The sequence below is a fragment of the Mycolicibacterium rutilum genome, assembly GCF_900108565.1.
GTDB classification, from domain to species: domain Bacteria; phylum Actinomycetota; class Actinomycetes; order Mycobacteriales; family Mycobacteriaceae; genus Mycobacterium; species Mycobacterium rutilum.
In genome coordinates, this window is record NZ_LT629971.1 from 1,397,043 (window position 1) to 1,410,000 (window position 12,958).

The window sequence follows — 12,958 nt, forward strand, 5'->3', positions numbered from 1 at the left end:
GGGCGAAGCCTGGCGCCCGGGGGACGCCCCACCTGCCCGCGGTGCGGCGCCTCGTAAGCTGATCCCATGTTCATTGCCGCGGTGTTGTGTCTCTGCGCCGCCGTCGTGACCGGGGCGATCGGGGCGTGGATGCTGACCCGCCCGCCGGCGGGCGACGCCGTGCGCGAGGTGCTGCGCTCGGTGGCGCCCACCCAGTTGGCGGCCGCCGCGATGCTCGCGGCCGGCGGCGCCGTCGCGCTCGCCGTCGACTCCGGCACCGGGTTGGTCTTGTTGGTGATCTGCGTGCTCGGCGCGCTCGGCACCGTCGGCGCCGGATGCTGGCAGAGCGCCAAGTCCGTCGCGACCCGGGAAGCCGCGGCACCGGCGGGCGCCTGCGGCGGGGGCGCGTGCGCGACCTGCACGCTGTCGTGCAGCTGAGGTTCAGTTCCTGCTGACGTCGATCGGGTGGGTCGCGAGCAGCGACAGCGGCAACGGCTGACGCCGCAGCACCCGCGACCACAGGTCGACCCGCGGCTCGACCAGGACGTCGGACGGCAACGCGGACAACACGATCCAGTCGTCGCGTTCGATCTCGCCCTCGAGCTGGCCGATCGTCCACCCGGAGTAGCCCGCGTAGATCCGCACCCCTTCGACCACCGGCGCGATGGCGTCGGGGTCGGCGTCGAGATCGACCATCACCATCCGGCCCTGCACGTGGCGCAGGCCGGGCACCCCGGTGGCGTCGACGCCGACGCGCAGCGACGCCAGACACAGCGCGGCGTCTCGTTTGACCGGCCCGCCGATGAACATCGTCTTCGGTTTGGCCGACAGCTTCGCCCACTGCGGCAGCACGTTGTAGACCGCGGTCTCGCTCGGCCGGTTGAGTACCACCCCGAGGGTGCCGCCGTCGTTGTGCTCGACGACGTAGATCACGCTGCGGCGAAACGTCGGCTCCAGCAGGTCGGTGTTCGCGAGGAGCAGGGTGCCTGCCCGCACCCGAGGCGCGGCAGGAGCGACGAAGTCCTCCGGATCCTCTGACTGCGCCACGTTGTCCATCATGGCACCAGCCACGGCCGTAGTGGCGGACAAGCGCGCCCCGCCGCGATATTTGTACTGTGGGTCCGGTCCCGATCCGACGTGCTTAGGAACGTGATCCCTCCGGTGGCTGACCCCCGTGCGCTTCTCGAACTCTGGCGGTCGGTGCGCGGTATGCAGGAGTTCCGCCGGCTGCTCGAATTGCGCGCGGTCAGTCAGTTCGGCGACGGCTTGTTCGCCGCCGGCCTGGCGGGCGCGATCCTGTTCAACCCCGAGCGCGAGGCCGAGCCGTGGGCGATCGCGGGCGCGTTCGCCGTGCTGTATCTGCCCTATTCGCTGCTGGGGCCGTTCGCCGGCGCGCTGCTGGACCGCTGGGACCGGCGGCTGGTGCTCATCGGCGCCAACCTCGCGCGGCTGCTGCTCGTCATCGCAGTCGCCGCCCTGCTGGCCGCCGGCGCCACCGACATCCCGATCCTGTTGGGCGCGTTGATCGTCAACGGGTTCACCCGGTTCGTCTCCTCGGGTCTGTCGGCGGCGCTGCCCGACGTGGTGCCCCGCGAACGGGTGGTGGCGATGAACGCCGTGGCGACGGCGACCGGGGCGGCGGCCGCGTTCTTCGGCGCGCTGTTCATGCTGCTGCCGCGCACGCTGTTCGGCGACGACGACACCGGCGCGTCGACGATCATCTTCCTGGTCACCCTGCCGGTCGCGCTGGCGCTGCTGCTGTCGGTGCGCTTTCCGCCCGATGTGCTCGGTCCGCACGAGAGCAAGCGCTCGATCCACGGGTCGGCCCTCTACGCCGTCGCCACCGGATGGGTGCACGGCATCCGCACCGTCGCGGCGGTGCCGACCGTCGCGGCGACGCTGGCGGGGCTGGCCGCACACCGGATGGCGTTCGGCATCAACTCGCTGCTGGTGCTGGTGATCGTGCGGCACACCGAAGCACACGTCGTCGCGGGCCTGGGTACCTCGGTGCTGTTCCTCAGCGCGGGCGGGGTCGGCGGCTTTCTGGCCACCATGGCGACACCGACGCTGATCCGTCGCTTCGGGCGCTACGGCGCGGCCAACGGCGCGCTGGGGTTCGCCGCGGTGGTGCAGCTGGCCGGGACGAGCCTGCACGTGCCCCTGATGGTGGTGTGCGGCTTCCTGCTCGGCGCGGCGGGCCAGGTGGTCAAGTTGTGCGCCGACTCGGCGATGCAGATCGATGTCGACGACGCACTGCGCGGCCACGTCTTCACCGTGCAGGACGCGTTGTTCTGGATGTCGTTCATCCTCGCGTTGTCCGTGGCGGCCGCCGTGATCCCGCTCGACGGCCGCGAACCCTGGCTCGCGGCAGCCGGCGTCGGGATCTACGTCGTCGGGCTCGGCGCGCACGCGGGCCTGGCACGCAACCGTCGGGGTTAAGGTGACCGGCATGGCTGGTGCCGCGCCGATGGTGGCGGATCTGCGTGCCGAGAGCGAGGACCTCGACGCGCTCGTCGCCGACCTGCCCGCGGCGCGCTGGGCCGAACCGACCCCGGCCGCCGGCTGGACGATCGCGCACCAGATCGCGCATCTGCTGTGGACCGACCGGGTCGCGCTGACCGCCGTCACCGACGAGCCGGCGTTCGCGGCGCTGCTCGAGGAGGCGGCCAAGAACCCGACCGGCTTCGTCGACGCCGGTGCCGAGGACCTGGCCGCCGCCCCGCCCGCCGAGCTGCTGGCCGACTGGCGCCGCACCCGCGGACGTCTGCACGAGGAACTGTTGACCGTCGAGGACGGCCGCAAGCTGCCTTGGTTCGGCCCGCCGATGAGCGCGCCGTCGATGGCCACGGCGCGGCTGATGGAGACCTGGGCGCACGGCCTGGACGTCGCGGACACGCTCGGTGTGCGCCGGCCCGCCACTGCCCGGCTGCGGTCCATCGCGCACATCGGAGTGCGCACCCGCGACTTCGCGTTCGCGGTGAACGGGCTTGCGGCGCCGGCCAATCCGTTCCGCGTCGAGCTGAGCGCACCCGACGGTTCGACGTGGGAGTGGGGACCCGAGGACGCTGCGCAGCGGGTGACCGGTTCCGCGGAGGACTTCTGCATGCTGGTCACCCAGCGCAGGCCGCGCTTCGCGTTGGACGTGCGCGCGGTGGGCGAGGACGCCGAACGGTGGCTGGGCATCGCGCAAGCCTTCGCCGGGCCGCCGGGATCCGGCCGCGGTTAGAGCTCGCCCGCCGAGTCCGCGCGCCCGTCGCCGTCACCGTCGGTGAGCTTGACGTCCCACCGGCCGTCGGCATCGGCGTCGACGTAGGCGTCTCCGGCGCCGAGCGCGCGGTCGGCCAGCCCGTCGCCGTCGGTGTCGAGCAGCCGGTCGTCGGGGGCGCCGTCGCCGTCGAGGTCGACCGTCGGCCCGCCGAACTGTTCGACCCCGTCGAGCCCGAACCAGCGCAACCCCCTGACCGCGTCGACGCTGACCGTCCACGTCCCGGTGCCGTCATCGGTGAAGTAGGCGGCGGCGCCGGGGTGGTCGCGCACGAGGTGCTCGGCGGTGCCGTCGGCGTCGAGGTCGGCCATCGCGTCGTCGAGCAGGCCGTCGCCGTCGAAGTCGATGCCGACCGCGTCCAGCGTCCCGTTCCCGTCGACGTCCACATCAGGGGGCGCCGACCAGATCGTCGCCGAACCGTCGCCGTCACCGAGGCAGTAGTCCATGTCTGATCAGACGGACGACTCGCCCTTCGCGTTCCACCACGCCAGAAGTTCGGCCACCGCCTCGTCGCGCGGCAGCGGGCCGCGGTCCAGCCGAAGCTCCTTGAGGTACTGCCACGCCTGACCGACCTGCGGGCCGGCCGGGATTCCGAGGATCTCCATGATCTCGTTGCCGTCGAGGTCCGGGCGCACCCGCGCGAGGTCCTCCTTCTCGGCGAGCTCGGCGATCCGGTGCTCGAGGTCGTCGTAGTTGGCCTGCAACCGCGCGGCGCGCCGCTTGTTGCGGGTGGTGCAGTCGGCGCGCACCAGCTTGTGCAGCCGCGACAGCAACGGACCCGCGTCGGTGACGTAGCGGCGCACCGCCGAGTCGGTCCACTTGCCGCCGCCGTACCCGTGGAACCGCAGATGCAGGTACACCAGCTGCGAGACGTCGTCGACCATCTGCTTGGAGTACTTCAGCGCCCGCATCCGCTTGCGGGCCATCTTCGCGCCGACCACCTCGTGATGGTGGAAGCTCACCCCGCCGTCGGGCTCGTGCTTGCGGGTCGCGGGCTTGCCGATGTCGTGCAGCAGCGCCGCCCAGCGCAACACGAGGTCGGGCCCGTCGTCCTCCAGGTCGATGGCCTGCCGCAGCACCGTCAGCGAATGCTGGTAGACGTCCTTGTGCTGGTGGTGCTCGTCGATCGCCATCCGCATCGCGCCGACCTCCGGCAGCACCACGTCACCGAGCCCGGTCTGCACCATCAGGTCGACCCCGGCGACCGGGTCGGCGCCCAGCAGCAGCTTGTCCAGCTCGGCGGCCACGCGCTCGGCGGTGATCCGGCCGAGTTGCGGCGCCATCTCCACCAGCGCCGACAGCACCCGCGGTGCGACGGTGAACTCCAGCTGCGAGACGAACCGCGCGGCGCGCAGCATCCGCAGCGGGTCGTCGCCGAACGACTGTTGCGGGGCGGCCGGGGTGTCGAGCTCGCGGGCGCGCAGAGCCGCCAACCCGCCGAGCGGGTCGTGGAACTCGGCCGGACCCTCGGCGGTGATGCGCACCGCCATCGCGTTGACGGTGAAGTCGCGGCGCACCAGGTCGTCGTCGAGGGTGTCGCCGAACCGCACCTCCGGATTGCGCGACACCTGGTCGTAGCTGTCGGCGCGGAACGTGGTGATCTCCAGGCGGTGCTCGCCCTTGCCGACGCCGAGCGTGCCGAACTCGATGCCGGTGTCCCACAGCGCGTCGGCCCAGCCCCGCAGCAGCTTCTGCATCTGCTCGGGGCGGGCGTCGGTGGTGAAGTCGAGGTCGGACTGCCCGGTCAACCGGCCCAGCAGCGCGTCGCGCACGCTGCCGCCGACGAGGTAGAGCTGGTGGCCGGCATCAGCGAACACCGCGCCGATCTCACGCAGCACCGCGCGGTGACGGTTCAGCGCGACCTGCGCGGTGGCAAGCAGTTCGGCGTCGGTGGGCGATGCGGGCACGTTCGGACAGCGTAGTCGGGCGACGATTCAGGGGCCCCGGCCGCGCTGAGTCGGCGCGACATTCAGCACGAGTCGGCAACGGCTGTATCACGACCGGTGAGTGCGGCGTGAGCGAATATCCGTGGCAGCTACTATCGCTTGGGTGTCGGACGGCGAACAGGCCAAACCACGACGGCGCCGCGGGCGTCGTCGCGGCCGACGCGCGGCGGGTCCCCCGGAGGCGCCTTCGGAGACCTCATCCAAGGCCCTGTCCAACGCTTCTACCAGCCAAGCAAGCCAGCCCGCCCCGACACCGAAACCCGGCAGCCACCACAAGCACAACGGCGCCGAACCCAAACCCGGCCAGGCGAAGAAGTCGCGGCCGCGCCGGCCGCCGGACCGGTTGCGCACCGTTCACGAGACCTCGGCCGGCGGGCTGGTCATCGATGGGATCGACGGCCCGAAGGACGACCAGGTCGCCGCGCTGATCGGGCGCATCGACCGGCGCGGCAGGATGCTGTGGTCGCTGCCCAAGGGCCACATCGAGATGGGTGAGACCGCCGAGCAGACCGCGATCCGCGAGGTCGAAGAGGAGACCGGGATCCAGGGCAGCGTGCTCGCCGCGCTCGGCAGCATCGACTACTGGTTCGTCACCGAGGGCCGCCGGGTGCACAAGACCGTGCACCACTACCTGATGCGGTTCCTCGACGGCGAACTGTCCGACGAGGACGTCGAGGTGACCGAGGTGGCGTGGGTGCCGCTGCGCGAGCTGCCGTCGCGGCTGGCCTACGCCGACGAGCGCCGCCTCGCCGAAGTCGCCGGTGAACTGATCGACAAACTGCACGCCGACGGGCCGTCGGCCCTGCCGCCGCTGCCCAGGTCCGCACCGCGGCGACGGCCCCAGACGCATTCGCACACCCGCAACCGTCGCCGCGCCGACGAGTCCGCGCAACCGGCCATGGGCGCCGAGCGCTGGGGACAAGGTGACCGGCAGGGGAAGGACCGCGGGCGCACCCAGCCCGGCCGGCGGACGAACGGCTGCGGACAGGGCCCGTGACCCCGACCGCGCTGCTGCGCCTGCTGGCCGCGCTGCTGCTGTTGACGCTGAGCGTCGTCCCGATCGCCGTACCGCGCGCGGCCGCGGCGCAGGAGAGCACCACACCGTTCCTTCAGGTGCGCGTCGACGACGTCACGCCCGACATCGTGACCACGACCAGCGAGCCGGTCGTCACCGTGACCGGCACCGTGCTCAACGTCGGTGACCGGCCGGTGCGCGACGTGGTGGTGCGGCTCGAGGACGCTGCCGCGGTGTCGACGCCGACGGGTCTGCGGACCGACCTCACCGGCAACGTCGACCAATACGAGCCCGTCGCCGATTTCATCACGTTGACGCCGGAACTCGGTCGCGGGCAACAGGTTCCGTTTGTCCTGTCCTACCCGCTGCGCTCGTCGGACCGGCCGTCGCTGTCCATCGAGCAGCCGGGGGTCTACCCGGTGATGGTCAACGTCAACGGCACCCCGGACTACGGCGCACCTGCACGCCTCGACGACGCCCGGTTCCTGCTGCCGGTGCTCGGTGTCCCGCCCGACCCGGCGGCCGGATCCGCCGACGCGGTGACCGCCGTCGAACCTCCCGACACGTCGCGGCCCGTTCAACTCACGCTGCTGTGGCCGATCGCCGACCGGCCGCGGCTGGCCGCGGGCGCGCCGGGCGGTACCACCCCGGTCCGGCTGGTCGACGACGACCTAGCGACGTCGCTGGCCGCCGGCGGACGGCTGGACACGCTGCTGTCGGCCGTCGAGTTCGCCACCAGCCCGCAGGTCGACACCGACGGCCTGGTCCGCACGGCGACCTGCCTGGCGATCGACCCGGACCTGCTCGTCACCGTCAACGCGATGACCGGTGGCTACGTCGTCAACGACGGACCCGACGCCGGGCCGGGCACGCCGACGCGCCCGGGCACCGGCCAGGCCGCCGCGGTGGCCTGGCTGAACCGGCTCAAAGCGCTGGCCAAGCGCATCTGCGTCGCCCCCACCACCTACGCCCAGGCCGATCTGGACGCGCTGCGCCGCGTCGGCGACCCGGGGCTGAGCCACATCGCCACCGCCGCCGCCGGCGACGTCGTCGACCAGATCCTCGGCATCGCGTCGGTACGCGGCGCCACCCTCGTCGGCGACGGCCCGCTCACCGGGCCTGCGGTGCGGTTGCTCTCCGAGCAGGCGCCGACGGTCGCGATCGCGGCCAGCCCGTCGGCGACCGACGATGGCACCGAGACCGGCACCGACACCGCGCCGGTGCGCTACACGCCGCGACTGGTCGCCGCGCCGTTCGATCCGGCCGTCGGCGCCGCGCTCGCCGGCGCCGGCACCGAGCCGACGACCCCCGGATATCTGGACCCGGCGCTCGACATCCCGCTGCGGCCCGAGTCCGAGGTGGCGCGGCGGCAGAGCGCGCTCGGGGCGCTGCTGTGGCGCAGCCTCAACCCCGACGTGGCGCCGCGCACGCAGATCCTGATGCCGCCGCTGGCGTGGAACCTGCGACCCGACGACGCGCAGGCGATGTTCACCGCCGTCGCCACCGCGATCAACGCCGGGTTGGCCCAGCCGCGCCCGCTGACCGCCGTCATCGGCGAGGGCAACGCGGTTCCGCCGGAGCCGACCGCCGCGCTGCCGGGCGACGACGTGGGTGACCCGGCCGCCCGGTTCGACGACGCCGTGGTCTCCGGTATCGCCGCGGTCACCGGCCGGCTGTGGGGGTTGACCGGTGCGCTGACCACCGACCCGCGCACCGGCCTGACGGGCTACGGCTACACCGCGCCGCTGCGGGAAGACATGCTGCGTGCGCTGAGCCAGTCCGTCCCGCCGGACACCCGCAACGGCCTTGCGCAGCAACGGCTTACCACCGTGGGCAGCACCGTCGACGACATGTTCGGTGCGGTCACGATCGTCAACCCCGGCGGCTCCTACACGTTGGCGACCGAGCGCAGCCCGCTGCCGCTGGCGTTGCGCAACGACCTGCCGGTGCCGATCCGCGTCCGGCTCGACGTCGACGCCCCGCCCGGCATGACCGTCTCCGACATGGGCGAGATCGAGTTGCCGCCGGGATACCTGCCGCTGCGGGTGCCGATCGAGGTGCACTTCACCCAACGCTTCGCCGTCGACGTGGCGTTGCGCACCGCCGACGGTCTGCCGCTCGGCGAGCCGGTGCGGCTGTCGGTGCACTCCAACGCCTACGGCAAGGTGCTGTTCTTCATCACGCTGTCCGCGGGCGCGGTGCTGGTGCTGCTGGCCGGGCGCCGGCTGTGGCACCGGTTCCGCGGCCAGCCCGATCCCGCCGACCTTGACCGCCCCGATCCGCTCGAGGTCGCGCTGCGCTACGACGAGAGCGCCGATCCCCCGCTGAGCCGGTCCGGGCGGGACCGGTCGGGCCCGTCGGGCGGTGCGACGTGAGCACCCGAGGCCAGGCCGCTCCCCCACCCCGCCGACACGCACCGCCGCCCCGCCGGCCCCCGCCGCCGCGGATCAGCCGCGGGCCCGCGCCCCGTCGCCGCGCGGGCCGCGAGGAGCTGTCCGACTCGGCCGTGGTGTCGCGGTCCTGGGGCATGGCGGTGGCCACCCTGGTCAGCCGGCTCACCGGGTTCGCGCGGATCGTGCTGCTCGCGACGATCCTCGGCGCCGCGCTGTCGAGCGCGTTCTCGGTGGCCTACCAGCTGCCCAACCTGATCGCCGCGCTCGTCCTCGAGGCGACGTTCACCGCGATCTTCGTCCCGGTGCTCGCCCGCGCCGAACGCGACGACCCTGACGGCGGCACCGCGTTCGTCCGGCGCCTCGTCACGCTGGCCGCGACGCTGCTGCTGCTGACCACCGCGTTCTCGGTGGCGTCGGCGCCGTTGCTGGTCGATCTGATGCTCGGCGCGGACCCGGAGGTCAACCGGGACCTCACCACCGCGTTCGCCTTCCTGCTGCTGCCCCAGGTGCTGTTCTACGGGTTGTCGTCGGTGTTCATGGCAATCCTCAACACCCGCAACGTGTTCGGGCCGCCGGCCTGGGCGCCGGTGTGCAACAACCTGGTCGCACTGGCCACCCTCGGGCTGTATCTGATTGTGCCGGGCAAACTCTCGCTCGATCCGGTGCAGATGGGCAACGCCAAGCTGCTGGTGCTCGGGATCGGCATGACGATGGGCACCGTCACCCAGGTGCTGGTGCTGCTGGTGGCGCTGCGGCGCGAACGCGTCAGCCTGCGGCCGCTGTGGGGCATCGACAACCGGATGAAGCAGTTCGGCGCGATGGCCGCGGCGATGGTGCTGTACGTGCTGATCAGTCAGATCGGGCTGATCATCGGCAACCGGATCGCCAGCGGCGCAGCAGCATCCGGGCCGGCGATCTACAACTACACCTGGCTGGTGCTGCAGCTCCCGTTCGGGATGATCGGCGTGACGGTGTTGACGGTGGTGATGCCGCGGCTGAGCCGCAACGTCGCCAACAACGACCAGCGCGCCGTCCTCGCCGACCTCGAGTTGGCGATCCGGCTGACCATGGTGACGCTGATCCCGATCGTGGCGATGATGACCGTCGGCGGCCCGGCGATCGGCAGCGCGCTGTTCGCCTATGGCAACTTCGGCGAGGTCGACGCCAACTATCTCGGCATGGCGATCACCCTGTCGGCGTTCACCCTGATCCCGTATGCCCTTGTGCTGCTGCAGCTTCGGGTCTTCTACGCGCGCCAGCAGCCGTGGACGCCGATCCTGCTCATCGTGGTGATCACCACGGTCAAGATCATCGCGTCGCTGATCGCGCCGCACCTCACCGACGACCCCGACCTGGTGGCCGGCTACCTCGGCACCGCCAATGGGCTGGGCTTTCTGGCCGGCGCGACGGTCGGCTACTTCCTGCTGCGGTCCAACCTCGATCCGCCGGGCGGGCGGCTGATCAGCCTGCAGGTGGTGCGCACCATCCTGGTCACCATCGCGGCGTCGCTGCTCGCCGGGATGCTCGGCCACGTCTTCGATCAGCTGCTGGGGCTGGAGAAGCTGACCGAGCACTGGGGCGGCGCCGGCTCCCTGCTGCGGCTCGCCGTGCTGGGGCTCATCATGGTGCCGATCATCGCGGCGGTCATGCTGGCCGCCCGCGTGCCCGATGCGCAGTCCGCGCTGGCCGCCGTCCGGCGCCGGCTGGGCGGCCGGGCCGCGACCCCCGAACCGGTAGCCGCTCCGCCTGCCCGGCGCGCCGACCGGCCACGGGCGAGGACCCCGCTCCCGTACCCTGAACAGAGGAATTTGTCCCCGTCGGATGGGCGGCAGCCCGCGGCGACCGTCCGCCGGGGACCGCCCAGTCCCGTTGCCGGGGACCCAAGGGGGAAAGGACCAGCGGTGAGCGACGAATCCGCAGGCGGCTCCGCGGCCAGTCCCGACAGCACCGCCACGACCAAGCTCCCGGTGCCGCCGACCGAGACCGAGCAGGTCGCGGCCGACGACTTCCAGCCCGACGTGCCCGAACCCCCAGATCAGAGCAGCGCCACCACCGAGTTCGCGGCGGAGAACGGCACCGCGCGCATCCCGGTGTCGGGCCGGCCACCGTCCGACTACGGCGGCGATCCCACCCGCGAGCCGCTGGCGTTCGACCCGCCGCGCGAGCCGGCCATCGAGGCCGCCACCTCCGACGAGGACGTGCACCTCATTCCCGGCGCCGTCATCGGCGGCGGCCGCTACCGGCTGCTGGTGTTCCACGGCGGCCCGCCCACCCTGCAGTTCTGGCAGGCCCTCGACATCGCCCTCGACCGGCAGGTCGCGCTGACCTTCGTCGACCCCGACAACACGCTGTCCGACGAGGCGCTGCGCGACATCCTGGCCCGCACGATGAAGCTGAGCCGCCTCGACATGCCCGGCGTCGCCCGGGTGCTCGACGTGGTCAACACCGGTTCCGGCGGCCTGATCGTCTCGGAGTGGATCCGGGGCGGCTCCCTGGCCGAGGTCGCCGAGACCTCGCCGTCGCCGATCGGCGGGGCCCGGGCGATCCAGTCGCTGGCGGCGGCCGCCGAGGCCGCGCACCGCGCGGGTGTGGCCCTGTCGATCGACCATCCCAGCCGGGTGCGGGTCAGCATCGAAGGCGACGTCGCGCTGGCCTTCCCGGCCACGCTGGCCGGCGCCACCCCCGAAGACGACATCCGCGGGATCGGTGCGGCGCTGTACGCGCTGCTGATCAACCGGTGGCCGCTGCCCGAGCACGGGGTGCGCAGCGGGTTGGAGGCCGCCGACCTGGACCCGGCCGGACAACCCGTGGAACCGCGGGCCGTCGACCGCCACATCCCGTTCCAGATCTCGGCGGCGGCCGCGCGCGCCGTGCAGGAGGGCGGCGGCATCCGCAGCGCACCCACCCTGCTGAACCTGCTGCAGCAGGCGACGGCGATCGCCGACCGCACCGAGTTGATCTCCCCGGTCGACGAGCCCGGACCCTCCCCCGACGCGGACGCAGACGACTCCGACCCCGACGATCAGGCACGGCGACGGCGGGCGCTGATGATCGGGCTCGGCGTCGGCGGCGCGATCATCGTTGTGGCGTTGGTGGTGCTGGCCACCGTGCTGAGCAACATCTTCGGCGACGTCGGCGACGGCCTCGGCGGCGACCGCCTGGGACTCAACGACCCGACCACCTCCGAATCCGCCGACGGCGGTACCGGCAACGTCGTCAAACCCGTTGCGGCGACCGTGTTCTCACCGGAAGGCGAAGCCGACGCGCCGTCGCTGGCCGGGCTGGCGATCGACGGGAACAAGACGACGGTGTGGCCGATCGACACCTACACCGACCCGGTGCCGTTCCCGAACTTCAAGAACGGTGTCGGGCTGATCCTGCAACTGCCGCAGCCCACCACGGTCGGCGAGGTCGACATCGACCTCAACAGCACCGGCACCGCGGTCGAGATCCGTTCGGCGCAGAGCGCGAACCCGTCGTCGCTGACCGACACCACGGTGCTGACGCCGGCCACCGCACTGCAGCCCGGCGAGAACACCATCAAGGTGGACAACGCCACCCCGACGTCGTACCTGCTGGTCTGGGTGTCGACGCTGGGCCAGGTGAACGGCGAGAGCCGCTCCGACATCGCCGAGGTCACCGTCAAGGCGGCGTCTTAGCAAGATGTCTGAGCCGGATCTATCCCCAGCCTGACAAAGATGTGTCGGGTGCCCCCTCCGGAGCCGTTTAGTGTTCGGCTGTGGGGACGTTCGGGACCGGCCGAGAGCGCAGCGACGCCGAACTGCTCGCCGCGCACGTGGCGGGCGACCCGTACGCCTTCGAGCAGTTGTTCTACCGCCACCAGCGCCAGCTGTACCGCCTCGCGCGGATGACCAGCCACCACCCCGAGGACGCTGCCGACGCGCTGCAGGAGGCGATGCTCAAGGCGCACCGGCGGGCCCCGGCGTTCCGCAACGACGCCGCGGTCAGCAGCTGGTTGCACCGGATCGTGGTCAACGCGAGCCTGGACCGGTTGCGGCGCAACAAGGTTCGGCCCACCGAGGCACTGCCCGACGATGTCGGCCACATCGGTGACCCGACGTCGCACGTCGACACCGCGATCGTCGTCGAGCGTGCGCTGATGCGGTTGCCCGTCGAGCAGCGCGCCGCGGTGGTGGCCGTCGACATGCAGGGCTACTCGGTGGCCGAGACGGCCCACATGCTCGGTGTCCCCGAGGGCACGGTGAAGAGCCGATGTTCACGCGCCAGAGCCAAGCTGGCCGAGGTGCTCGAGTACTTCGACGCCGAGGCGGCCGCGCGGACAGAGTGAGGGGAACCGCAGCGGGGCCGCGCGCGTCTAACGTCTCGTGGTGGAAACTGG

10 protein-coding genes are annotated in these 12,958 nt (G+C 72.1%); 7 read left to right on the plus strand and 3 right to left on the minus strand.

Annotated features, from left to right (window positions below; genetic code table 11):
* The first annotated feature begins 66 nt into the window (after positions 1 to 66).
* On the plus strand, positions 67 to 417 hold the full coding sequence (locus BLW81_RS06695; RefSeq protein ID WP_083406506.1) for a hypothetical protein: 351 nt from the start codon (positions 67 to 69) through the stop codon (positions 415 to 417).
* 3 nt (positions 418 to 420) lie between these two features.
* Here BLW81_RS06695 and BLW81_RS06700 read toward each other — a convergent pair whose 3' ends face one another.
* The gene (locus BLW81_RS06700) at positions 421 to 1,035 is read right to left on the minus strand and encodes a YqgE/AlgH family protein (protein ID WP_173839702.1); all 615 of its coding nucleotides are present in this window, start codon (positions 1,033 to 1,035) and stop codon (positions 421 to 423) included.
* Positions 1,036 to 1,140: 105 nt separating this feature from the next.
* Between BLW81_RS06700 and BLW81_RS06705 the strand changes: the two genes are divergently transcribed.
* A complete protein-coding gene (locus BLW81_RS06705) occupies positions 1,141 to 2,418 on the plus strand; it encodes an MFS transporter (RefSeq protein ID WP_083406507.1) in 1,278 nt (425 codons plus the stop codon).
* A gap of 10 nt (positions 2,419 to 2,428) precedes the next feature.
* Positions 2,429 to 3,205, plus strand: coding sequence for a TIGR03084 family metal-binding protein (locus BLW81_RS06710; protein ID WP_083410366.1), 777 nt, complete (start codon positions 2,429 to 2,431; stop codon positions 3,203 to 3,205).
* Here the strand turns inward: BLW81_RS06710 and BLW81_RS06715 are convergent.
* Together BLW81_RS06715 and BLW81_RS06720 are read right to left on the minus strand one after the other, a co-directional pair.
* Positions 3,202 to 3,690, minus strand: a complete 489-nt coding sequence (locus BLW81_RS06715) for a pullulanase (protein WP_083406508.1) — start codon at positions 3,688 to 3,690, stop codon at positions 3,202 to 3,204. The two genes, BLW81_RS06710 and BLW81_RS06715, sit on opposite strands and share 4 nt — an antisense overlap.
* Positions 3,691 to 3,696: 6 nt before the next feature.
* Entirely contained in the window at positions 3,697 to 5,151 is a 1,455-nt protein-coding gene (locus BLW81_RS06720) for a CCA tRNA nucleotidyltransferase (protein ID WP_083406509.1), read from the minus strand.
* A 142-nt stretch (positions 5,152 to 5,293) separates the two neighbouring features.
* Between BLW81_RS06720 and BLW81_RS06725 the strand changes: the two genes are divergently transcribed.
* The 4 genes from BLW81_RS06725 (at position 5,294) to sigM (ending at position 12,907) form a co-directional block, all read left to right on the plus strand.
* The gene (locus BLW81_RS06725; RefSeq protein ID WP_157897619.1) at positions 5,294 to 6,187 is read left to right on the plus strand and encodes an NUDIX hydrolase; all 894 of its coding nucleotides are present in this window, start codon (positions 5,294 to 5,296) and stop codon (positions 6,185 to 6,187) included.
* Entirely contained in the window at positions 6,184 to 8,580 is a 2,397-nt protein-coding gene (locus BLW81_RS06730; RefSeq protein WP_083406511.1) for a hypothetical protein, read from the plus strand. Before BLW81_RS06725 ends, BLW81_RS06730 begins: the two co-directional genes overlap by 4 nt.
* Positions 8,577 to 12,257: a murein biosynthesis integral membrane protein MurJ gene (gene murJ / locus BLW81_RS06735; RefSeq protein ID WP_083406512.1), complete on the plus strand. Its 3,681-nt coding sequence runs from the start codon at positions 8,577 to 8,579 to the stop codon at positions 12,255 to 12,257. Before BLW81_RS06730 ends, murJ begins: the two co-directional genes overlap by 4 nt.
* A gap of 80 nt (positions 12,258 to 12,337) precedes the next feature.
* Positions 12,338 to 12,907 carry an RNA polymerase sigma factor SigM gene (sigM, locus tag BLW81_RS06740; protein ID WP_083406513.1) on the plus strand — a complete coding sequence of 190 codons (570 nt, stop codon included), beginning with the start codon at positions 12,338 to 12,340 and terminating at the stop codon, positions 12,905 to 12,907.
* The last annotated feature ends 51 nt before the right edge of the window (positions 12,908 to 12,958 follow it).